Source organism: Bradyrhizobium sediminis (assembly GCF_018736085.1).
Taxonomy (GTDB): domain Bacteria; phylum Pseudomonadota; class Alphaproteobacteria; order Rhizobiales; family Xanthobacteraceae; genus Bradyrhizobium; species Bradyrhizobium sediminis.
Genome location: NZ_CP076134.1, coordinates 3,446,005 through 3,465,066, shown reverse-complemented (window position 1 = coordinate 3,465,066; position 19,062 = coordinate 3,446,005). Strand labels below are relative to the sequence as shown.

Below are 19,062 nucleotides of genomic sequence, written 5' to 3'. Positions count from 1 at the left end.
TGATTGGGATTTCGCCGCGCAATTCCTATATTGGGGTGTGCCGATCCCGCTTGATCCGGCCCGGTTTCCCTGCCAAACGCACGCAAAACATGTCCGACCTTGCTCTCACCGCCGAATCGCCGTCCCGCTCGCCGCTTGCCACCGAAGTGGCGCGGCGCCGGACCTTTGCGATCATTTCGCATCCGGACGCCGGCAAGACCACGCTGACCGAGAAACTGCTGCTGTTCGGCGGCGCCATCAACCTGGCAGGCCAGGTCAAGGCCAAGGGCGAACGGCGCAACACCCGTTCCGACTGGATGAAGATCGAGCGCGACCGCGGCATCTCGGTCGTGACCTCGGTGATGACTTTCGAATTCGAGGGCCTGGTGTTCAACCTTCTGGACACGCCGGGCCATGAAGACTTCTCCGAAGACACCTACCGCACGCTGACCGCGGTCGATTCCGCGGTCATGGTGATCGATGCGGCCAAGGGCATCGAGGCACGGACGCGCAAGCTGTTCGAGGTCTGCCGTCTGCGCGATATCCCGATCATCACCTTCATCAACAAGATGGACCGCGAGAGCCGCGATACCTTCGATCTGCTCGACGAGATCGAAAAGACGCTGGCGCTCGACACCACGCCGATGACCTGGCCGGTCGGACGCGGCCGCGATTTTCTCGGCACCTACGATCTCGCCACCGGCGGCGTTCGCCTGCTCGAAGGTGGCGGCGCCAAGACCGGTGCTGCGCTCGAGATCGACATCGCCGATCTCGCCGGCCGCAATCCAAATCTCGACGTCGGCGCGGTCAAGGACGAGCTCGAGCTGGTGTCGGAAGCCTGCAAGCCGTTCGATCTCGAGGCGTTCCGCGAGGGCCATCTGACGCCGGTCTATTTCGGCAGCGCGCTGCGCAACTTCGGCGTCGGCGATCTGCTCGAAGGCCTCGGCAAGTTCGCGCCGCCACCGCGCGCGCAGGAGAGCAACCTGCGCAAGGTCGAGGCGGCGGAGCCGCGCATGAGCGCCTTCGTGTTCAAGATCCAGGCCAATATGGATCCGAACCACCGCGACCGCATCGCGTTCGCGCGGCTGTGCTCGGGCAAGCTGACCCGCGGCATGAAAGCGAAGCTGGTGCGCACCGGCAAGAGCATGACGCTGTCCAGCCCGCAATTCTTCTTCGCGCAGGATCGTTCGGTGGCCGACGAAGCCTTTGCCGGCGACGTCGTCGGCATTCCCAATCACGGCACCCTGCGGATCGGCGACACCCTGACCGAAGGCGAGGATCTTACCTTCGTCGGCGTGCCCTCATTCGCGCCGGAAATCGTCCGCCGCGTCCGCCTCACCGACGCGATGAAGGCGAAGAAGCTGAAAGAGGCATTGCAGCAGATGTCGGAGGAGGGCGTGGTCCAGGTGTTCCGTCCCCGCGACGGCGCGCCGGCGCTGGTCGGCGTGGTCGGCCCGCTGCAGCTCGACGTGCTCAAGGCGCGGCTCGACGCCGAATATTCGCTGCCGGTCGAATTCGAGGTCTCGGAGTTCCAGCTGGCGCGCTGGATTTCCTCCGACGACCGCAAGAAGCTCGACGCCTTCATTGCCGCCAACGGTTCCGGCGTCGCCGACGACGTCGACGGCGATCCGGTGTTTCTGGCCAAGAACGAATTCTATCTCGGCTACACCAGGGAACGCGCCGAAGGCATCGTCTTCTCCAGCGTCAAGGACGTGAAGAAGAAGGCGTAGGACGAGCCCATCCTTTGTCGTCCCCCGCCTCGACCGGGGGACCCGGTACGCCGCGGCCTCTCGATTAATCGCCAGTATCTCTGGAATACTGAACTGTCGGCATGAACGCGGGAATGTGAGCGGGCCGGGCTTGATGCCGCCTGCTTTGCTCTGTGCGTTGTCTCAGTCGGAAAATTGCCTATGGGGTGGACAGCTGAGCGAGGGTCGTATTCTGTTGGCCAATGGAAACAAGCACGTCGACCGTCATGGCGCTGCACATTGCCGTTGAAGATCCAGCTCAACCTGAGATCATTGAGCTCCTGCGGGACGGCGAAGAGCATTCGGCAGAGCTCTACCCGGCCGAAAGCAATCACCATCTTCCTCTCGACGCCCTGCGCTCGACGAATGTACGGTTCTTTGTCGCTCGCAACGGTAGCGGGCGCGCGGTCGCGACCGGCGCGCTGGTGCTGCATGGCCCCTGGGCTGAGCTGAAGCGCATGTGGGTCGTACCGGACGCGCGGGGGCAGGGCGTTTCCAAGGCCATACTGGCGGTACTCGAAGCGAGGGCTCGGAGCGAGCACGTGGCGGTCCTGCGGCTGGAAACCGGTGTGGAGAGCCATGCCGCTCTTGGTCTCTACAAGCACGCAGGTTTCAGGCAGCGAGGTCCGTTCGGTGACTATCGAGAGGATCCGCTCAGCGTATTCATGGAAAAGGAACTTTCCGAGCATCCTGGGTGAGCGCTTTACCGCCGAGGGCCAAAATCCAATAGCGCCGGCGTTTCAACTCGATCGCCAGGACACGTCGCGAGATTCCCCGATGTGCGACTGCACATCGGAGGTCTGGCCCTTCGGGCTATCCCGGAATGACGGCAAGCGATTTTGGCGCATTGCGGCCCAAGCCCCTAAAGTGGTACCCGAAAGGCCGGAAAGCTGCGCCTGCAAGAACTGTCCTGCAACGGAGGAAACGTCATGGGACTATCGGTGATGATCCTGGGTCTCGTGCTGTTCCTCGGCGTCCACACGCTGACCACGCAGCGCACCTTGCGGGCGCGGCTGATCGCGTCTGCGGGCGAGGGCGGCTACAAGATCGGCTATTCGCTTCTATCGGCCGCAGGCCTCGCCCTGATCGTATTGGGGTTTGCCAGGTATCGCGCGACCGGCTGGATCGACGTCTGGACCCCGCCGACGGCGATGAAACACGTCGCGGCGGCGCTGATGCTGGCCGCCGTCATTCTGGTGGTGGCCTCCTACATCCGCGGCCGCATCTACACCACGCTGAAGCATCCGATGCTGACCGGCATCAAGCTGTGGGCGGCGGCGCACCTGCTGGCCAATGGCGACCTCGGTTCGATCATCCTGTTCGGCGCGTTCCTGGGATGGGCGGTGTTCGACCGGATCTCGCTCAAGCGTCGCACCGATGCGGGCGGACCGCCTATCCCGGTGGGCGGTATGGGCAACGACCTGATCGCGGTGGCGGTCGGATTTGTCGCCTATCTGGCGCTGGCTTTCGCCTTCCATCCCGTCGTCATCCGCGTTTCCGTCGTCGGAGCCTAGAATGTCGGTTCAGTCCGCCATCAAGCGCAGAACTGCGCCGGATATTCGCGCCCGCAAGAACGGCGAGCCGATCGTGATGCTGACCTCGTATCACGCCCATACCGCGGCCCTGGTCGATCGCTATTGCGACGTCATCCTGGTCGGCGATTCCCTGGGCAATGTGATGCACGGTTTCGAGACCACGGTGCCGGTGACGCTCGATATGATGATCCTGCAGGGCCGTGCCGTGATGCGCGGCTCGCAGCACGCGCTGGTCGTGGTCGACATGCCCTTCGGCTCCTACGAGGCCTCGAAGGAGCAGGCGTTCCATTCCGCGGCGCGGATTTTGAAAGAGACCCATTGTGGCGCCGTAAAACTCGAAGGCGGCGCGCGGATGGCGGAGACCATCGCATTTCTGGTCGAGCGCGGCATCCCCGTGATGGGCCATATCGGGCTGACGCCGCAGTCGATCAACGCGCTCGGCTCGTTTCGCGCCCAGGGCCGCGAGGAGGGCAGCTGGGAGCCGATCGAGAACGACGCACTGGCGGTCGCTGAGGCCGGCGCCTTCTCGGTCGTGATCGAGGCGGTCGCCGAACCGCTGGCGCGGAAGATCACCGGGACCATCGCCATTCCCACCATCGGCATCGGCGCCAGCGCGGCCTGCGACGGCCAGGTGCTGGTGCTGGAGGACATGCTGGGGCTGTCGCCGCGGGCGCCGAAATTCGTCCGCCGCTACGGCAACCTCGGTCCCATGATCGAAGCCGCGATCGAGGGCTATGCCACCGATGTACGCTCGCGCGCCTTCCCGGGGCCGGAACACGTCTACGGCATGAAGGCCAAGAGCTGAAGCAGAGCGCGACGATGGACTGGTCGCAATATTCAATTCCCCCGATGCGGCTCGAGGCGCGGTTCGGCGATCGCGTGGTACCGGCGTTCTGCGAGCGGCCGGCCAGCGTCTGGGCGATGATCGCGGAGGCGGCCGCCGGACATCCGGACGGCGAGGCATTGGTCTGCGGCGGGCGGCGGATGACATGGCGCGAGGTCGCGCAGCAATCGGCGCAAATCGCGGCGGGCTTCCGCAAGCTGGGCCTGCAGCATGGTGACCGCGTCGCGCTGCTGGTCGGCAACCGAATCGAATTCGTGCTGGCGGTCTCGGCCGCCGCCTATCTCGGCCTGGTGTCGGTCGTTCTCTCGACCCGCCAGCAAAAGCCCGAGATCGCCTATGTGCTGACCGACTGCGGCGCGAAACTGCTGATTTACGAGGCCCGGCTTGCCGATCGCCTGCCTGACGCCCGCGACGTGCCCGACCTCGTGCACCGGATATCGGTCGATGACGACCCGCGCGCGTCGCAGTTCGCAATCCTCGCCGATCATGCGCCTTTGCCGGAGCCTGCTGCGGTCGGCGAAGAAGACACCGCGATGATCCTCTACACCTCGGGCACGACGGGGCGGCCCAAGGGCGCGATGCTCGCGCATTGCAATATCATCCATTCGGCCATGGTCTATGAGGCTTGCATGGAACTGACCGCGACCGACCGCTCGATCGCGGCGGTGCCGCTCGCGCATGTGACGGGCGTGGTCGCCAACATCATGAGCATGGTCCGCTGCGCCGGCACGCTGATCATCGTCGCCGAATTCAAGGCCGCGGATTACCTGAAGGTCGCCGCCACCGAGCGCGCCACGCAGACCGTGATGGTGCCGGCGATGTATAATCTCTGCCTGCTGCAGGCGGATTTCGACAGCTACGATCTCTCGGCGTGGCGGATCGGCGGATTCGGCGGCGCGCCGATGCCGATTGCGACGATCGAAAAGCTCGCCGCGAAAATTCCCGGCCTGAAGCTGATCAATGCCTATGGTTCGACCGAGACCACCTCGCCCTCGACCATCATGCCGCCGGAATTGACCGCAGGGCACATCGACAGCGTCGGCCTGCCGTGTCCCGGCGCCGACATCATCGTGGTGGATGCCGATGGCCGCGAACTGCCGCGCGGCGAGATCGGCGAAATCTGGATTCGCTCGGGCTCGGTCATCAAGGGCTATTGGAACAATCCGAAGGCGACGGCGGAAAGCTTCACCGCCGGGTTCTGGCATTCCGGCGATCTCGGCTCGATCGACCGGGAAAATTTCGTGCGCGTGTTCGACCGCCAGAAGGACATGATCAACCGCGGCGGGCTGAAGATCTATTCCGCCGAAGTCGAATCCGTGCTGGCCGGCCATCCCGGTGTGGTCGAGAGCGCCATCATTGCAAGACCTTGCCCGGTGCTCGGCGAGCGGGTGCACGCCGTGATCGTGACCCGCGGCAGCGATGTCAGCGCCGAGGCCTTGCGTGCCTGGTGCGCCGAGCGGCTGTCGGACTACAAGGTGCCGGAGACGATGGACCTCACCGTGGAGCCGCTGCCGCGCAATGCCAACGGCAAGGTGATGAAACGGCAATTACGCGAGGCTTCAGCAGCGACCTGGGCCGCGGTGCGGCAGTAGGCTTGCCGGTCCGGGCTAGTACTCACTATTAATGGTCAGTGAGTCGCTTGTTGCCCATGCTTCGAGACGCTCGCGATGCTCGCTCCTCAGCATGAGGTCGTTGTGTATCAACAAGTTATACCAACGGCCGCGGCTTTTGACTCATTTTGGGATTCCCAAATCAGAGAAACTCTGACTCGATGTTTGCTCTTGAGAGAGGAGCAGCATCGATGGGTGGAGCGGTTAGGATCCTACGGCTTGATTTGACGGCAAAGGACCTTCGTGCGGCGGCGGGCCGGGAGAAGGATGGTTCAGCAGCACGGCGGATGTTGGCTCTTGCGATGGTGCTCGATGGGATGGATCGCAAGTCGGCGGCGGAGAGCTGCGGCATGGATCGCCAGACCCTGCGGGATTGGGTGCATCGCTACAACGCTGAGGGCTTGGACGGCCTGCACGATTTGAAGACGCCAGGTCCCACGCCAAAACTCACAGCGGAGCAGCAAGCCGAACTGGCCAAGCTGGTTGAGGCCGGGCCCGATCCGGCTCGCCATGGGGTAGTGCGCTGGCGGCGCGTGGATTTGCGCGACGAGTTGCAACGGCGCTTTGGCGTCGCATTGCATGAACGCTCGGTCGGCAAGGTGCTGGCGAAGCTCGGCTACCGCCGGCTCTCGGTGCGTCCGCGCCATCCGCAGGCCGACGAAGAAGCCCAGGAGGCCTTTAAAAAAACTTTGCCGCAACGGTCGCGGCGCAACTCCCCGACCGCGCGAAAGACAAACCCATCGAAATCTGGTTCCAGGACGAAGCCCGCATCGGCCAGCAAGGGACGCTGACCCGCGTCTGGGCCAAGCGAGGAACACGGCCTCGTGCGCCACGCGACCAACGCTACGAGTGGGCTTACATTTTTGGCGCCGTCTGTCCGCAACGCCGAGCTACGGCGGCGCTCGTCCTGCCCGCCGCCGATACCGATGCCATGTCCATGCATCTGGCCGAAATCGGCCGCCGTGTTGCGCCGGGAGCACATGCTGCGCTCGTCATTGATGGCGCAGGCTATCACGTCGCGGCGCGTCTCTCCGTTCCAAGCAACATCACGCTCGTCCGCCTGCCGCCCTACGCTCCAGAGCTGAACCCGGTCGAGAATGTCTGGGAATATCTGCGCGGCAACAAACTCGCCATCACCGTGTTCGAAAGCTACGACGACATTGTCGACAAATCCTGCGCTGCTTGGCGCTTCTTCGCCGACGACCCCGAGCGCGTTGCCTCAATCACATCCAGAACCTGGGCGACGGTCATTCCTTGAGGCCGTTGGTATTAGACCTCATCCTGAGGAGGCCGCGAAGCGGCCGTCTCGAAGGATGGCTGCATTACCGATTTACGATTCCAGGTACCAGAGCGTTTTCAAGCGAAGTGGATACCGGTTCGCGTGAAGAAAACGCGTCAAAACAAAAGATAGAGCCCCGTTCCGATTCAATCGGAACGGAAGAGGCTCTAGCAGTCTGCTGAAGAACCCCCTCGCCACGGAGGGTGCTTGATGATTCACTTTATCATCTCGAATCGGCGGAGGCGATCATGCGCGGCAGGTTTACGGATCAGGGCGGCCTGTTTTCGTACATTGCGCCGGACAGGCGTGTGCCAGCGAACCACCCGCTGCGGAAGGTCCGGGAACTTGTCCGGGATGTTTTGAGTGATTTGAACCGCAGCCTTGGGAGGTTGTACGCCAGCGAGGGACGTCCTTCGATCCCTCCAGAGCAATTGCTGAGCGCCTTGCTGCTGCAGGTGTTCTACGGCATCCGCTCGGAACGCCAGTTGATGGAGCAACTGGACTACAATCTTTTGTATCGCTGGTTCGTGGGGCTGTCGCCGGACGATCCGGTCTGGGACCCGACCACTTTCACCAAGAACCGGGAGCGGCTGCAGAACGGCGATGTGTTCACGAAGTTCATGACCAGGCTTCTGAACCATCCGCAGGTCAAGCCGCTGCTGTCGGACGAGCACTTCTCGGTGGATGGAACGCTGATCGAAGCCTGGGCGTCACAGAAGAGCTTTCGCCCCAAGGACGGCAGCGGTGACGATGATGACGGCGCCAACTTCCACGGCCAGAAGCGCAAGAACGACACCCATGCGAGTACCAGCGACCCGGACAGCAGGCTTTATCGCAAGGCGGCCGGACGGGAGGCCAAGCTTTGCTATATGGGCCACGCCACCATGGAGAACCGGCATGGGCTGGCGGTGGCCGGCAGGGTCACGCATGCCAATGGCACCGCCGAACGCCGGGCTTCGGAGACTATGCTGAAGGCGAGACGCAAAGCCGCAGGCCGCCGCATCACGGTCGGTGAGGACAAGGCGTACGATACGGCCGATCACGTCGCCAATCTTCGCGCCATCGGCGTGACGCCGCATGTGACACAGAACCAGGCCGTCACCAAAACCGGCAAGAACCGCAACAGCGCCATCGACGAACGAACCACGCGGCATTCGGGGTACGGCATGTCGCAATCGCGCCGGGCGATGGTCGAGTGCATTTTCGGATGGGGCAAGCAGCATGGCACCATGCGCAAGACCAAACATCGTGGCATCGGCCGCGTCGCCGCCGACTTCCTGCTCAATCTGATCGCCTATAACCTGATCCGCATTCCCAAACTGCTTGCCGCTTAGCCACCCGGCGTCAGGGTACACCCAACACCAGACTAGAAAATTACATCCAACTCCACCGCGCCGCCCCAACAACGACCGGCGACAATACGAAAACTCTCCATTTCAAGGTTTTTCAGCAGACTGCTAGAGTTTTGGCGCGCTTGCCCGCGGCGTCGGATTTCGCTCGTTCTGTTCCGCGGCAAGGGCCTCGCCGTCGATGGCGGCCGCGCTTATCATTCGCTTGAAATCCAGCAGCGTGAATTGTGCATTGCCGACCCGGTCTGGCGTGTTTCCCGTGGTCAGCTCCACGCTCAGCGCGCCGTCGCAATTGGCGCCTTTCGCCTCGCCCAGCATCGCGCTCAGCGTTTTTTCCTTGGCCAGCGAGCGTTTCACGATGGCCACGCAGCTGCCGCGGCCATTGGCGTCGTTCAGCTTGATCGCCGTTCTCGGCTCGAGCGGCCGGTCGACGGCCTCCAGTGCGGTCGCTTCCTTGTACTTCGCGCCAACGGATACGATCTTGCCTGCGCGGTAGATGTAATAAAGGTGCTGGTTTCCGACGATGGTTGGGGCGCCGTATTTGTCCATGACCTGCTTGATCATCTCGGCCTTGGACGGTTGCTGGTCCTGCGCAAATGTCAGGTTGCGGCTTACGAAATAAGCGCGGTTGCTGCTGGCAGGCGACGAAAAACTCCCCGAAAGCACTTCGCCGGTCTGTTTCGGGCCGGAGGGAAGGCTGAAAACCAGCGCAGCGGTGTAGCTGATGGCGGTGCCGCCGAATTTCGGCTGCTGGATATCCGTACTGGTATTGGTGCGTCCCCTGAAAGCCGATTCAAAGATCGCCCGCGCGGATTCGGCCGACGAGTCGGTGGAGACACCCAGAATATCCGGGCGTAGTTTTGCCGCGAACGCCGACTCCGGTGTCTTCGGCTTGATGTCGTAGGCCAGGGAAGCTGTGGGCAACGCCGCCGGGCCCATGGCAAGAACTGCAATCAAAGCGTGGCGAAGCATGAACCACCTGCAAATACAAAAGATCGGGTAAGGCGAAAAGATTACGACAATTTTCGAGCCGCGATGTCAATACGCTCTGGCCAAATCCAGGCTCCAAGGCGTTTTCCGGCGTTATGGGTCGGGGCGGCTCTTTACGGCGATATGCCGAAACGATCGAGGTCGTCGGCAACGAAATCGCGTCAAATTTGCTTCTGAAACTGCGCGCAATGTCTAGGGAATTTGCGCCAATTCGCTTCATGCAAGCTTAGAAATTTCCGCACTAGGTTGCGTGCGAGGGAACTGGTGGAGCAGGGCCCCATAGCGAGAGAGAGAAAGCATCACATGAAGCGTTCCGTTTTGAATTTCTGGAATGACGAATCCGGCGCCACGGCCATCGAATATGGACTGATCGCCGCCGGCATTTCGCTTGCGATCATCGCGGTGGTCAACGGCCTCGGCACCAACCTGAATGCCAGGTTCACCTCGATCAACAACTCGCTGAAGTAACGACGCATCCCCTTCCCAGGGGGTGGCAACGCAATCCGGTTACCGGCGGCAGCTCGAATGGGCTTTGCCGCCGGTTTCCTGTCGGACGTCTTTTCCGCCCACTCTTTTTCCACTGACTGACGGAGCAAAGTGCTGGCATGGCAGCACGCGAGCGAGAACCTGGATTCCCGGCCGCCACCATTTTCCCGTCCTCCTGAGCCCGCGCGGCAACCCGAACCGGCACGAGCGTAGCCGGTTAGCAAGATCGCGCGCCAAGGCCCGCTGGCCTGCGCGGGCGCCGACCGCGCAATTCGAAGTCGTCGATCGGCGCTGCCTGCGATTGTTGCGTCCACCGCCTCCTTACTGCCTGGAAATCCGGGAGCGCCTGCCGGTTGACACGGAAGTTGTCGCGCTCGCATGACCGCTCAAAGCCGCTATGCCCGTAGTTTTGCTGACCCCGCGTGCCGGACGGGTAACGCTCTCTTCACCATCAACGTCCCGTTCACCATGACGACAAATCCATCGCTCGTTTCCGCAAACTCATCCGGTCCTCAAGTTCACTTATACTTTTACTGCTTAGTCATGCCTGGAGCAGAAGTTGTCATCACCCTGAGGTTCAGGGGCCTGGCGTAAAAGTAGATCGTAAAGCGTAATGAATACCGCCCGTATTGTGGTCCTGACCATCGCTCTCGGTGCTGGCGGCGTTGCCGCCTATCTCGCGAGCGGCTCCGGCGACAAATCCGTCCCGGCCCAACCGGTCGCGCAACTGCAGACCGTGGACATCCTGGTGGCGAAGGCCGACATCGGCCTCGGCCAGTCGCTCAAGCCCGACGATCTACAGTGGCAGACCTGGCCGGCGACTGCCACCAGCGGCACCTTCATTCGCCGCGGCGAACGCCCTGACGCCACCAACCAGGTCGCGGGCTCGATCGCGCGCGCGCCTTTCATCGCCGGCGAGCCGATCCGCGAGCAGAAGCTGGTCAAGGCCGACGGATCCGGATTCATGGCGGCGATCCTGCCCACCGGCATGCGCGCCATCTCCACCGAAATTTCGCCGGAGACCGGCGCCGGCGGCTTCATCCTGCCGAACGACCGGGTCGACGTGATTCTTTCCAAGCGCGAGAAGAACCCCGGCCGCAACGGCCCCGACGTCGTCAATTCCGAGATCATCCTGAGCAATGTCCGCGTGCTCGCGATCGATCAGGCGCCGAAGGAAAAAGACGGCCAGAACGCCGTAGTCGGCAAGACCGTGACGCTCGAGCTGAAGCCGGAACAGGCCGAGACGCTGGCCCGCGCGCGCCAGAGCGGCTCGCTGGCGCTGGCGCTGCGCAGCATCGCCGATGTCAACATAGTCGAGAATACAACTGACGAGCAGGCAGCCCTGAAGCGGGGCGAGAGCATCAATGTGGTTCGCTACGGCGTCCACAGCTCGATAATGACACAGAAGTGACGGAAGGACGCTCGATATGAAGTGCAGGGGAAATCAATCGTCAGTGCGGGCCGTGCTGGTTCGCGCCCTGTCGTTCTCGGCCGTCGCCGCGCTGACGCTCAACCCGGCCATGACGCCCGTGCTGGCGAATGACGATGTCGCCGCGGCGCCGCTTCCAGCGCCGGTTGCCACCGTCGGATCGACCAAGGTGCGTTTTCTCGCCCTCGGCATCGGCAAATCCGTGATCATCGACCTGCCGCGCGAGGTCAAGGATGTGCTGGTCGCCGATCCCAAGATCGCCAATGCCGTGGTCCGCTCGGCGCAGCGCGCCTACATCATCGGCGCCGGGGTTGGCCAGACCAACGTCGTGTTCTTCGATGCCGCAGGCCAGCAGGTCGCCGCCTATGACATCGCGGTCAAGCGCGATCTCAACGGCGTGCGCGCCGCGCTGAAGCAGACCCTGCCGGGAATCCAGATCGAGGGCGTCGGCGAGGGCGTCATGCTGACCGGCTCGGTATCGTCGCCGATCGAGGCGCAGCAGGCGGGCGATCTCGCCGCGCGGCTGGTGGGCGGCACCGACAAGGTCGTCAACTCGATCGTCGTCAAGGGCCGCGACCAGGTGATGCTGAAGGTCAACGTCTCGGAAGTCCGGCGGGACATCATCAAGCAGATGGGTGTCGATCTCAGCGCCAGCATGAACTACGGCACCGCGATCGTGAACTTCAACAACAGCAATCCGTTCACCGCCTACGGCCGCCCGCTCGTCAGCGACAATGGCCTCACCGCCGCCGCCATCACCAAGGGGCTGCCCACGGTCACCGCCACCATGCGCGCAATGGAAAGCGCCGGCGTGGTGCGTACGCTGGCCGAACCCAACCTGACCGCCATCTCGGGCGAGTCCGCCACCTTTATCGCGGGTGGCGAATTCCCGGTCCCCGCAGGCTATTCCTGCGATCCGGTCACGCATGTCTGCACCACCCAGATCAGCTACAAGAAATTCGGCATTTCGCTCAACTTCACGCCGGTCGTCCTCTCCGAGGGACGGATCAGCCTGCGCGTGATGACCGAAGTCTCCGAACTCTCCAACGACAATGCCATCACGCTGAACCAGGCCGGCAATTCGCTGACCGTGCCTTCGATCAAGACCCGCCGCGCCGAGACCACCCTGGAAATTCCCTCGGGCGGCTCGATGGCGATGGCCGGCCTGATCGCGGAACAGACCAAGCAAGCCGTCAACGGCTTGCCCGGTCTCGACTCATTGCCGATTCTTGGCGCGCTTTTCCGCAGCCAGGACTACGTCAACAACCAGACCGAGTTGATGGTCCTGGTGACGCCCTATGTGGTCCGGGCGGTTGCCCAGAAAGAGTTATCGCGTCCCGATGACGGATTTGCACCTGCGTCGGATTCGCAATCGACGCTGTTGGCCCAGATCAACCGGATTTACGGCATCCCCGGTCGCGTCGAACCGATCGGGGGCTTCCAGGGCAATTTCGGCTTCATCATTGACTGAGACGGGGGCGCCCGGCCAGGGCGGGACGAGGACGGAACGATGACAAACATGATATCGGTCGATCGCTATCGAAGCCTGCGCCTGCTGGGAGCGCTGGTCGGCCTCTCGGCCGTCCTGGGTGCGTGCACCTACAACACCACCGCAGAGTTGGTGACGGCGAGCACTCCCACCGACTACCGCCTGCGTCATCCGATCGCCGTCACCGAAGGCGATCACTCCATCGTCGTTTTCGTTGGTCATGCTCGCGGCGGCCTGTCCGCCTCGCAGCGCGCCGACGTCGCCGGACTGGCGCGGACCTGGGTTCGCGAAGGCACCGGCGCGATCGTGGCCGACGTGCCGGTCGACACGCCGAACGCGCGGGCTGCGGCGTCGGCCTACCAGGAAATCCGCTCGGTGCTCGTCGCGGGCGGCGTGCCTTCCCGTGGGATCAAGTTGAATCGCTACCGTCCGGACGATCCCCGCGAGTTCGCCACGATCAGGCTGACCTATCCCAAGATCGCGGCGGTGGCCGGGCCCTGCGGTTTGTGGCCGGACGATCTCGGGCCTTCGGTGCTGAACCCCGAATATTCCCAGAACAGACCGTACCATAATTTCGGCTGCGCGACCCAGCGCAACCTCGCCGCAATGATCGACAACCCGGCGGACCTCGAACAGCCGCGCCCCGAATCTCCCGCCTATACGGCGCGGCGCACGGCGGCATTCGAGAGGTACCGCAAGGGCGATCCGACCACGACCGTTTATCCCGAAGCCGACAAGGCCAAACTCAGCGATACAGGCAAATGATCAGCTCCGTCCGTCGAAATTCCGAAGACCTGCCGGACAACGGCCCGCCGCCCGCGGACGATTACATCGCGCCGGCGCCGCGCGTGTCGGTGCAGGCCTTTTGCGAGACCGTGGAAACCGCATCTGCCGTGCGGTCGGCGGCCGAAGACCGCCGCCTCAGCAAGGCCCACATCACGGTTCAAATGGGCGGCATGGCAGCGGCTGTCGACGCCTATCGCACCGTGCCAACGCCGAACGTGATCGTCCTGGAAACCGAAGGCTGCAGCGATATTCTTGCCGGCCTCGATCAACTCGCCACCGTGTGCGATCCCGGAACCCGCGTCGTCGTGATCGGCAATGCCAATGATGCCGCGCCCTATCGCGAGCTGGTGCGCCGCGGCGTCAGCGACTACGTGATCGGGCCGGTCATTCCGCTGGACGTGGTGCGTTCGGTTTGCAGCCTGTTCTCGGCGTCGGAGGCGATAGCCGTCGGCCGCATCATCGCCGTCGTCGGCGCCAAGGGCGGCGTCGGCGCATCCACGGTCGCGCATAATGTGGCCTGGGCGATCGCGCGCGACCTCTCGCTGGATTCCGTCGTCATCGATCTCGACCTCGCGTTCGGTACCGCCGGCCTCGACTACAACAAGGATCCGTTGCAGGGCATTGCGAACGCGGTGTTCTCGGGAGATCGGCCCGACAGCGCCCTGATCGAACGCCTGCTGGCGAAATGCACCGACAACCTCAGCCTGCTGGCGGCGCCGGCGTCGCTCGAGCGGGTCTACGATTTCGGCGCCGAAGCTTTCGATTCGATCTTCGATACGCTGCGCATGACGACGCCCTGCATCGTGCTCGACGTTCCGCACCAGTGGTCTGGATGGACCAAGCGCGTTCTGCTCGGCGCGGATGACATCCTGATCGTTGCCGAGCCGGACCTCGCCAATCTGCGCAACGCCAAGAACATGCTCACCATGTTGAAGGGGGCGCGGCCCAACGACCGGACCCCGCTTTATTGTCTCAACCAGGTCGGCCTGCCGAAGCGTCCGGAAATCAGCGCCCGCGAATTCGCCAAGGCCATTGAGAGCCAGCCGATCGCGACGATCCCGTTCGATTCGAAGCTGTTCGGCGCGGCGGCCAACAACGGCCAGATGATCGCGGAGATCTCAGCCCGTCACCGCACCACTGAAACCTTCCTAGGCATCGCGCAGCAGCTGACCGGCCGTGGCGACGCCAGGAAGCGGCGGGGCTCGTTCCTGTCGCCGCTGATCAGGAAATTGCGGGCAAAGTAGGCCCGCTTGCGAAGCGCCACCGCGCTTCGCACGGCAAGACAATGAAGATCAATCGGAGCGCCGGGTCGTTGCCGGCGTCTTGCCGGCTTCCGCGCGCGCATTCTCTTTCTCTTTGCGGGACAGCACCCGCCGCAGCTGAGCGACGTTCTCCGCCGCTTCCTCGGCCGGCCGGTCGGCCTTCACGATGCTTTCGGCCTCGGCATAACGGCCCTGCAGGCCAACCACCCACGCCAGGTTCAGCCGCACGCGCGGGTTCACATCGGCGCGGCTATTGGCGCGGCGCAGCGTTTCTTCCGCTTTGGGCAGGTCCTTTGAAAGGGCGTAGGAGAGGCCGAGATTGGACAACACGGAAGGTTCGTCGGGCGCGATCTTCAGCGCGCTGGCATAGTATTGCCGTGCTTCCTCGTAGCGGCCGAGCTGATCGAGTACGGCCCCTTGCGCCGAGAGAATGCGCCAATCGGGATCGTCGGGGCTATGGGCGCGCGTGAGAACGTCGTAGGCCTGCTGAAAATTGCCATTGTCGGCCAGCGCTCGCCCGTAAGCGGCAAGCAGCGCCTTGTTGCCGGGGTGAGCGATCGTGGCCTGCTCGAGCACTGCGACCGCCTGCGACCGCTGCCCCGAGGCGCGCAGCGCCTTGCCATATTCCAGCGCCGCATTGGCGTCCTTGGGATTGGCGCGAAAGCGGTCGCGATAGACTTCCAGCTGCTGCGGCGAGGCGGCGGCGCGGCTTACCTCGGGTTTGTCGCCCAGCGAGCCCGTAATGTCCGGTGAGCCCGCGGTCTGGCAGCCGCAAAGCCCCAGCGCCAGGATCGCGGACGATGCCGCGAAGGCACGAAGCCTCGCGAAGCGATGTGGTTGGAGCATATGCTGGAGCACGAAGTTTGACCCTGATCATCGACTGACCAGAAATGCTCACAGTTTAACCCTAAGTTCCCGTTAAGGAGGCGGGCGCCCCGGCTGCGGTCAACCGATTGCGGGGCGCCTTTGTCCTAATCGACGAATTGAGCGCCGAATTCGCAACCGATCCGCCACGCCAGCCGGCATTGGCGCGGATCGCCGGTCGACAGGATGATGGTGAACTCGGGGGGAATGTCGGGATAATCGGCGATGACTTTCACGCCACCCGCCGAAATGTCCGTGATCATGCAGTCGCGCGGCAGCGAGCCGGTCCCGAACTGGATCTTCGCGACCCGTCTGCATAGACGACGTTCGCTCTTACGTCGATTCGCCAGCATGTTGATCCCTTGCCTTACCCAAAATGCGCCATCCGGCATTCTTGTCTCTCGTTTACAGAAGAATCGTTGGAATAGGGCTAGCGCAACGCTTCGAAATTGATCATTTACCTTTGAGGTTCCTTTACCGGGGGCTTCCGTGCTCGCAGGGGGCCCCAATGCCGCGCCGGGCCCCCCGGGTAGCGGCCGATCGTCCTTAACGCTTTGATCCGGCTGGCTTTGCCTTGCCAGCGCCATATCGCTAGGGTATCGCCGCCGCACGCCGGGATCGGATGATTGGCGCGCGCATGCGGATTCGCGCGCCTCACCGGGGATGGGATAACCTTAAGTGTCTGAATTATTTGATGAAGTCGACGAGGACGTACGTCGCGACCAGCTCAAGAAGCTGTGGGACCGGTATTCGATCTACATTGTCGCCGGCGCGTTTTTGATCATTGCCGCGGTGGGTGGCTGGCGCGGCTACCAGTATCTCGAGGCCAAGAAGGCCGCCGAGGCCGGCGCCGCCTTCGACAAGGCCGCCGAGCTGTCCGAGCAGAACAAGCACAGCGAGGCGGAAGCGGCCTTCACCGACCTGGCCGCCAAGGCGCCGTCCGGCTACCGCATGCTGGCGCGGCTGCGCGCGGCGGCGGAAGCCGGAAGCCGCGATCCGCAGGCAGCGGCGAAGCTCTATGACGACATTGCGGCCGATCGCAGCGTCAGCGCGCCGGAGCAGGACCTGGCCAGGATCCGCGCGGCCGGACTGCTGCTGGAGACGTCGACCTATCCCAACATGCTGCAGCGCCTCGAGCCGGCTGCAGCACCAGGGGCGACCTTTCGCCATACCGCGCGCGAGCTGCTCGCGCTGTCGGCCTGGCGCACCAACGACACCACGGCCGCGCGAAAGTGGCTGGACCTGATTGCCAATGACGGCGAGACTCCGCCGAGCCTGCGCTCGCGCGCCGAAGCGCTGCAGGCATTGCTTCCGCCGGTCGCGAAGAGCTGACGGCGGGAATAAGAGAGTTGAGTGAGAAATCGACCATGCGCCGCTCGCAACGCCTGATCGCCACCGCCGTCGTCGTCGCATTGTCGGGCGCGCTGGCCGGCTGCGCCGGCGGCATGGGCGGCTTCGATCCCTCCGATCTGCTCGATTTCCTCGATACCAAGAAGAAGCTGCCCGGCGAGCGCAAGCCGGTATTTCCCGAAGGCGTGCCGGGCCTTGAGCAGGGAGTGCCGAAGGATTTGTACAAGGGCTCCCGGCAGGAGCAGATCGATCGGCAGAACGCCGAGGCCGCGGCGGCCGCCGCCGCGCCGCCTGCGGAGGAGCCGAAAGCCAAGCGCGGGGCGAAGTCGAGCAAGCCGCCAGTCACCGCCAGCCGGGCGCCACAACCTGCCGCCGCGCCGGATCCCGATGCCGCACCTGAGGAGGATGGCAGCACCGCCGCGGCGCCGCCGCCGCCCAAGCCGGCGAAGATCGTGCGCCGCCGCACCACCGCGCCGCCACCGGATCCGCCGGCCGCCCAACCCGCGCAGCCTGCGCAATCGCAACAATCCGCCGCGCCATTCCCGGCGCCGCTGCCGAGCGGCACCTTTACGCGCTAATACGTTGCTTCATCCAATTGACACGCGCTTCCCAAAGAGCGCACGGAAATCTCATGTCTTTCACGATCGCCATTATCGGCCGGCCGAATGTCGGAAAATCGACGCTGTTCAACCGGCTGGTCGGGCAGAAGCTTGCGCTGGTCGATGACACGCCTGGCGTCACCCGCGACCGCCGCGAGGGCCAGGGGCGGCTCGGGGATCTCGAATTCACCCTGATCGACACCGCCGGCCTCGACGAGGGCGCCAAGGGTTCGCTCACCGCGCGGATGCAGGAGCAGACCGAGACCGCGATCGCGCTTGCCGATGCCCTGCTGTTCGTGATCGACGCGCGCGCCGGGCTGACGCCGAACGATCGCGGCTTTGCCGATTTCGCCCGCCGCGCCAACAAGCCGGTGGTGCTGGTCGCCAACAAGAGCGAGGGCAAGCAGGGCGATGCCGGCGCGATGGAAGCCTATGCGCTGGGGCTCGGCGAGCCGATCCAGATCTCGGCCGAGCACGGCGAAGGCCTCAGCGATCTCTATGACGCGCTGCGCGCGCTGATGCCGGAGCCTGCCGCCGAAGCCGAGGAATTCGACGATGACGACATCATCGTGTCCGACGAGGATCTTGCGAAGCGCCCCATCCGCGTGGCGATCGTCGGTCGTCCCAATGCCGGGAAATCCACGCTGATCAATCACCTGCTCGGCGAGGAGCGGCTGTTGACCAGCGCCGAGGCCGGCACCACCCGCGATTCGATTGCCGTCGAAGTCACCTGGCAGGGCCGGGATTTTCGCGTGTTCGACACCGCAGGCTTGCGGCGGCGCTCGCGGATCGAGGAAAAGCTGGAAAAGCTCTCGGTGTCGGATGCGCTGCGCGCCATCCGCTTCGCCGAAGTCGTGGTGCTGATGATGGACGCGCAGAACAGGTTCGAGGAACAGGATCTGCGCATCGCCGACCTGATCGAGCGCGAGGGCCGCGCGCTGGTGATCGCGGTCAACAAATGGGACCTGATGGGGAAACAGTCGAGCCTGATATCGGCGCTGCGCACCGACGCCGATCATCTGTTGCCGCAGGTCAGGGGCGCGCCGATCGTCGCGGTGTCCGGCCTGATGGGCGAGGGCATCGACCGGTTGATGAGCGCGATCGAACAGGCTTACGCGGTGTGGAACAAGCGGGTGCCGACGGCCTCGCTCAATCGCTGGTTCGAGCAGGCGGTGGACGCCAACCCGCCGCCCGCGGTGTCGGGCCGCCGGCTCAAGCTGAACTACATCACGCAAGCCAAGGCGCGGCCGCCGAGCTTCATCCTGTTCTGCTCGCGCGCCGACGCCGTGCCGCAATCCTACCTGCGCTACCTCGTCAACTCCTTGCGTGAATATTTCGAACTGCCTGGCACGCCGGTGCGGATCTCCTTGCGCGAAAAAGCCAACCCCTTCGCCCACAAGCGCAAGCGGCCGTCGTAAGCGAAGGGCGCACGGGCGGGCCGCCTGTCAATGTTGTGTCTCCAC

At 63.9% G+C, this 19,062-nt stretch carries 18 protein-coding genes; 15 read left to right on the top strand and 3 right to left on the bottom strand.

Annotated elements, in window-relative coordinates; genetic code table 11:
* Positions 1 to 89: 89 nt before the first annotated feature.
* From KMZ29_RS16790 to KMZ29_RS16760, 7 genes are all read left to right on the top strand, one after another.
* On the top strand, positions 90 to 1,709 hold the full coding sequence (locus tag KMZ29_RS16790; RefSeq protein ID WP_215620273.1) for a peptide chain release factor 3: 1,620 nt from the start codon (positions 90 to 92) through the stop codon (positions 1,707 to 1,709).
* Positions 1,710 to 1,954: 245 nt separating this feature from the next.
* Entirely contained in the window at positions 1,955 to 2,425 is a 471-nt protein-coding gene (locus tag KMZ29_RS16785; protein ID WP_215620272.1) for a GNAT family N-acetyltransferase, read from the top strand.
* Positions 2,426 to 2,656: 231 nt separating this feature from the next.
* Positions 2,657 to 3,241, top strand: a complete 585-nt coding sequence (locus KMZ29_RS16780) for an NnrU family protein (RefSeq protein ID WP_215620271.1) — start codon at positions 2,657 to 2,659, stop codon at positions 3,239 to 3,241.
* A 1-nt stretch (position 3,242) separates the two neighbouring features.
* Positions 3,243 to 4,067 carry a 3-methyl-2-oxobutanoate hydroxymethyltransferase gene (gene panB / locus KMZ29_RS16775; RefSeq protein ID WP_215620270.1) on the top strand — a complete coding sequence of 275 codons (825 nt, stop codon included), beginning with the start codon at positions 3,243 to 3,245 and terminating at the stop codon, positions 4,065 to 4,067.
* 14 nt (positions 4,068 to 4,081) lie between these two features.
* Complete coding sequence (locus KMZ29_RS16770; RefSeq protein ID WP_215620269.1) at positions 4,082 to 5,698, top strand: class I adenylate-forming enzyme family protein; 1,617 nt, start codon at positions 4,082 to 4,084, stop codon at positions 5,696 to 5,698.
* Positions 5,699 to 5,907: 209 nt separating this feature from the next.
* Positions 5,908 to 6,974 (top strand): IS630 family transposase gene (locus KMZ29_RS16765; RefSeq protein ID WP_215620268.1). Its coding sequence is split into 2 segments (ribosomal slippage): positions 5,908 to 6,397 and positions 6,397 to 6,974, totalling 1,068 coding nucleotides; the frame shifts between segments, so codons are not numbered across the junction.
* Between the two features lie 269 nt (positions 6,975 to 7,243).
* On the top strand, positions 7,244 to 8,329 hold the full coding sequence (locus KMZ29_RS16760; RefSeq protein ID WP_215620267.1) for an IS5 family transposase: 1,086 nt from the start codon (positions 7,244 to 7,246) through the stop codon (positions 8,327 to 8,329).
* 123 nt (positions 8,330 to 8,452) lie between these two features.
* Here KMZ29_RS16760 and KMZ29_RS16755 read toward each other — a convergent pair whose 3' ends face one another.
* Positions 8,453 to 9,283: a hypothetical protein gene (locus KMZ29_RS16755; RefSeq protein ID WP_249779715.1), complete on the bottom strand. Its 831-nt coding sequence runs from the start codon at positions 9,281 to 9,283 to the stop codon at positions 8,453 to 8,455.
* 354 nt (positions 9,284 to 9,637) lie between these two features.
* On the opposite strand from KMZ29_RS16755, the gene KMZ29_RS16750 reads away from it, so the two are divergent.
* The 5 genes from KMZ29_RS16750 (at position 9,638) to KMZ29_RS16730 (ending at position 14,768) form a co-directional block, all read left to right on the top strand.
* Positions 9,638 to 9,802, top strand: a complete 165-nt coding sequence (locus tag KMZ29_RS16750; protein ID WP_215620265.1) for a Flp family type IVb pilin — start codon at positions 9,638 to 9,640, stop codon at positions 9,800 to 9,802.
* A 631-nt stretch (positions 9,803 to 10,433) separates the two neighbouring features.
* The gene (cpaB, locus tag KMZ29_RS16745; protein ID WP_215620264.1) at positions 10,434 to 11,231 is read left to right on the top strand and encodes a Flp pilus assembly protein CpaB; all 798 of its coding nucleotides are present in this window, start codon (positions 10,434 to 10,436) and stop codon (positions 11,229 to 11,231) included.
* Between the two features lie 16 nt (positions 11,232 to 11,247).
* Positions 11,248 to 12,720: a type II and III secretion system protein family protein gene (locus tag KMZ29_RS16740; protein ID WP_215620263.1), complete on the top strand. Its 1,473-nt coding sequence runs from the start codon at positions 11,248 to 11,250 to the stop codon at positions 12,718 to 12,720.
* 39 nt (positions 12,721 to 12,759) lie between these two features.
* On the top strand, positions 12,760 to 13,503 hold the full coding sequence (locus KMZ29_RS16735) for a CpaD family pilus assembly protein (protein ID WP_215620262.1): 744 nt from the start codon (positions 12,760 to 12,762) through the stop codon (positions 13,501 to 13,503).
* Positions 13,500 to 14,768, top strand: a complete 1,269-nt coding sequence (locus KMZ29_RS16730; RefSeq protein WP_215620261.1) for a CpaE/TadZ family protein — start codon at positions 13,500 to 13,502, stop codon at positions 14,766 to 14,768. The genes KMZ29_RS16735 and KMZ29_RS16730 overlap by 4 nt, the downstream gene beginning before the upstream one ends.
* Before the next feature lie 48 nt (positions 14,769 to 14,816).
* Here the strand turns inward: KMZ29_RS16730 and KMZ29_RS16725 are convergent, their stop codons facing one another.
* Together KMZ29_RS16725 and KMZ29_RS16720 are read right to left on the bottom strand one after the other, a co-directional pair.
* A complete protein-coding gene (locus tag KMZ29_RS16725; RefSeq protein WP_215620260.1) occupies positions 14,817 to 15,632 on the bottom strand; it encodes a tetratricopeptide repeat protein in 816 nt (271 codons plus the stop codon).
* A 125-nt stretch (positions 15,633 to 15,757) separates the two neighbouring features.
* A complete protein-coding gene (locus KMZ29_RS16720; RefSeq protein ID WP_215606742.1) occupies positions 15,758 to 16,003 on the bottom strand; it encodes a PilZ domain-containing protein in 246 nt (81 codons plus the stop codon).
* 325 nt (positions 16,004 to 16,328) lie between these two features.
* On the opposite strand from KMZ29_RS16720, the gene KMZ29_RS16715 reads away from it, so the two are divergent.
* From KMZ29_RS16715 to der, 3 genes are read left to right on the top strand one after another with little or no spacing between them, the layout of a single operon-like run.
* Positions 16,329 to 16,982, top strand: a complete 654-nt coding sequence (locus KMZ29_RS16715; RefSeq protein ID WP_215620259.1) for a tetratricopeptide repeat protein — start codon at positions 16,329 to 16,331, stop codon at positions 16,980 to 16,982.
* 35 nt (positions 16,983 to 17,017) lie between these two features.
* Entirely contained in the window at positions 17,018 to 17,578 is a 561-nt protein-coding gene (locus KMZ29_RS16710) for a hypothetical protein (RefSeq protein ID WP_215624309.1), read from the top strand.
* A gap of 53 nt (positions 17,579 to 17,631) precedes the next feature.
* Positions 17,632 to 19,017, top strand: a complete 1,386-nt coding sequence (gene der / locus KMZ29_RS16705) for a ribosome biogenesis GTPase Der (protein ID WP_215620258.1) — start codon at positions 17,632 to 17,634, stop codon at positions 19,015 to 19,017.
* Positions 19,018 to 19,062 lie beyond the last annotated feature (45 nt).

What these genes read in the sequence shown, in the direction of transcription:
- KMZ29_RS16790 (WP_215620273.1), top strand. Translation starts at nt 90, where the DNA reads ATGTCCGACCTTGCTCTCACCGCCGAATCGCCGTCCCGCTCGCCGCTT.
- KMZ29_RS16785 (WP_215620272.1), top strand. Translation starts at nt 1,955, where the DNA reads ATGGCGCTGCACATTGCCGTTGAAGATCCAGCTCAACCTGAGATCATT.
- KMZ29_RS16780 (WP_215620271.1), top strand. Translation starts at nt 2,657, where the DNA reads ATGGGACTATCGGTGATGATCCTGGGTCTCGTGCTGTTCCTCGGCGTC.
- panB (WP_215620270.1), top strand. Translation starts at nt 3,243, where the DNA reads ATGTCGGTTCAGTCCGCCATCAAGCGCAGAACTGCGCCGGATATTCGC.
- KMZ29_RS16770 (WP_215620269.1), top strand. Translation starts at nt 4,082, where the DNA reads ATGGACTGGTCGCAATATTCAATTCCCCCGATGCGGCTCGAGGCGCGG.
- KMZ29_RS16760 (WP_215620267.1), top strand. Translation starts at nt 7,244, where the DNA reads ATGCGCGGCAGGTTTACGGATCAGGGCGGCCTGTTTTCGTACATTGCG.
- KMZ29_RS16755 (WP_249779715.1), bottom strand. Translation starts at nt 9,283, where the DNA reads ATGGGCCCGGCGGCGTTGCCCACAGCTTCCCTGGCCTACGACATCAAG.
- KMZ29_RS16750 (WP_215620265.1), top strand. Translation starts at nt 9,638, where the DNA reads ATGAAGCGTTCCGTTTTGAATTTCTGGAATGACGAATCCGGCGCCACG.
- cpaB (WP_215620264.1), top strand. Translation starts at nt 10,434, where the DNA reads ATGAATACCGCCCGTATTGTGGTCCTGACCATCGCTCTCGGTGCTGGC.
- KMZ29_RS16740 (WP_215620263.1), top strand. Translation starts at nt 11,248, where the DNA reads ATGAAGTGCAGGGGAAATCAATCGTCAGTGCGGGCCGTGCTGGTTCGC.
- KMZ29_RS16735 (WP_215620262.1), top strand. Translation starts at nt 12,760, where the DNA reads ATGACAAACATGATATCGGTCGATCGCTATCGAAGCCTGCGCCTGCTG.
- KMZ29_RS16730 (WP_215620261.1), top strand. Translation starts at nt 13,500, where the DNA reads ATGATCAGCTCCGTCCGTCGAAATTCCGAAGACCTGCCGGACAACGGC.
- KMZ29_RS16725 (WP_215620260.1), bottom strand. Translation starts at nt 15,632, where the DNA reads ATGCTCCAACCACATCGCTTCGCGAGGCTTCGTGCCTTCGCGGCATCG.
- KMZ29_RS16720 (WP_215606742.1), bottom strand. Translation starts at nt 16,003, where the DNA reads ATGCTGGCGAATCGACGTAAGAGCGAACGTCGTCTATGCAGACGGGTC.
- KMZ29_RS16710 (WP_215624309.1), top strand. Translation starts at nt 17,018, where the DNA reads ATGCGCCGCTCGCAACGCCTGATCGCCACCGCCGTCGTCGTCGCATTG.
- der (WP_215620258.1), top strand. Translation starts at nt 17,632, where the DNA reads ATGTCTTTCACGATCGCCATTATCGGCCGGCCGAATGTCGGAAAATCG.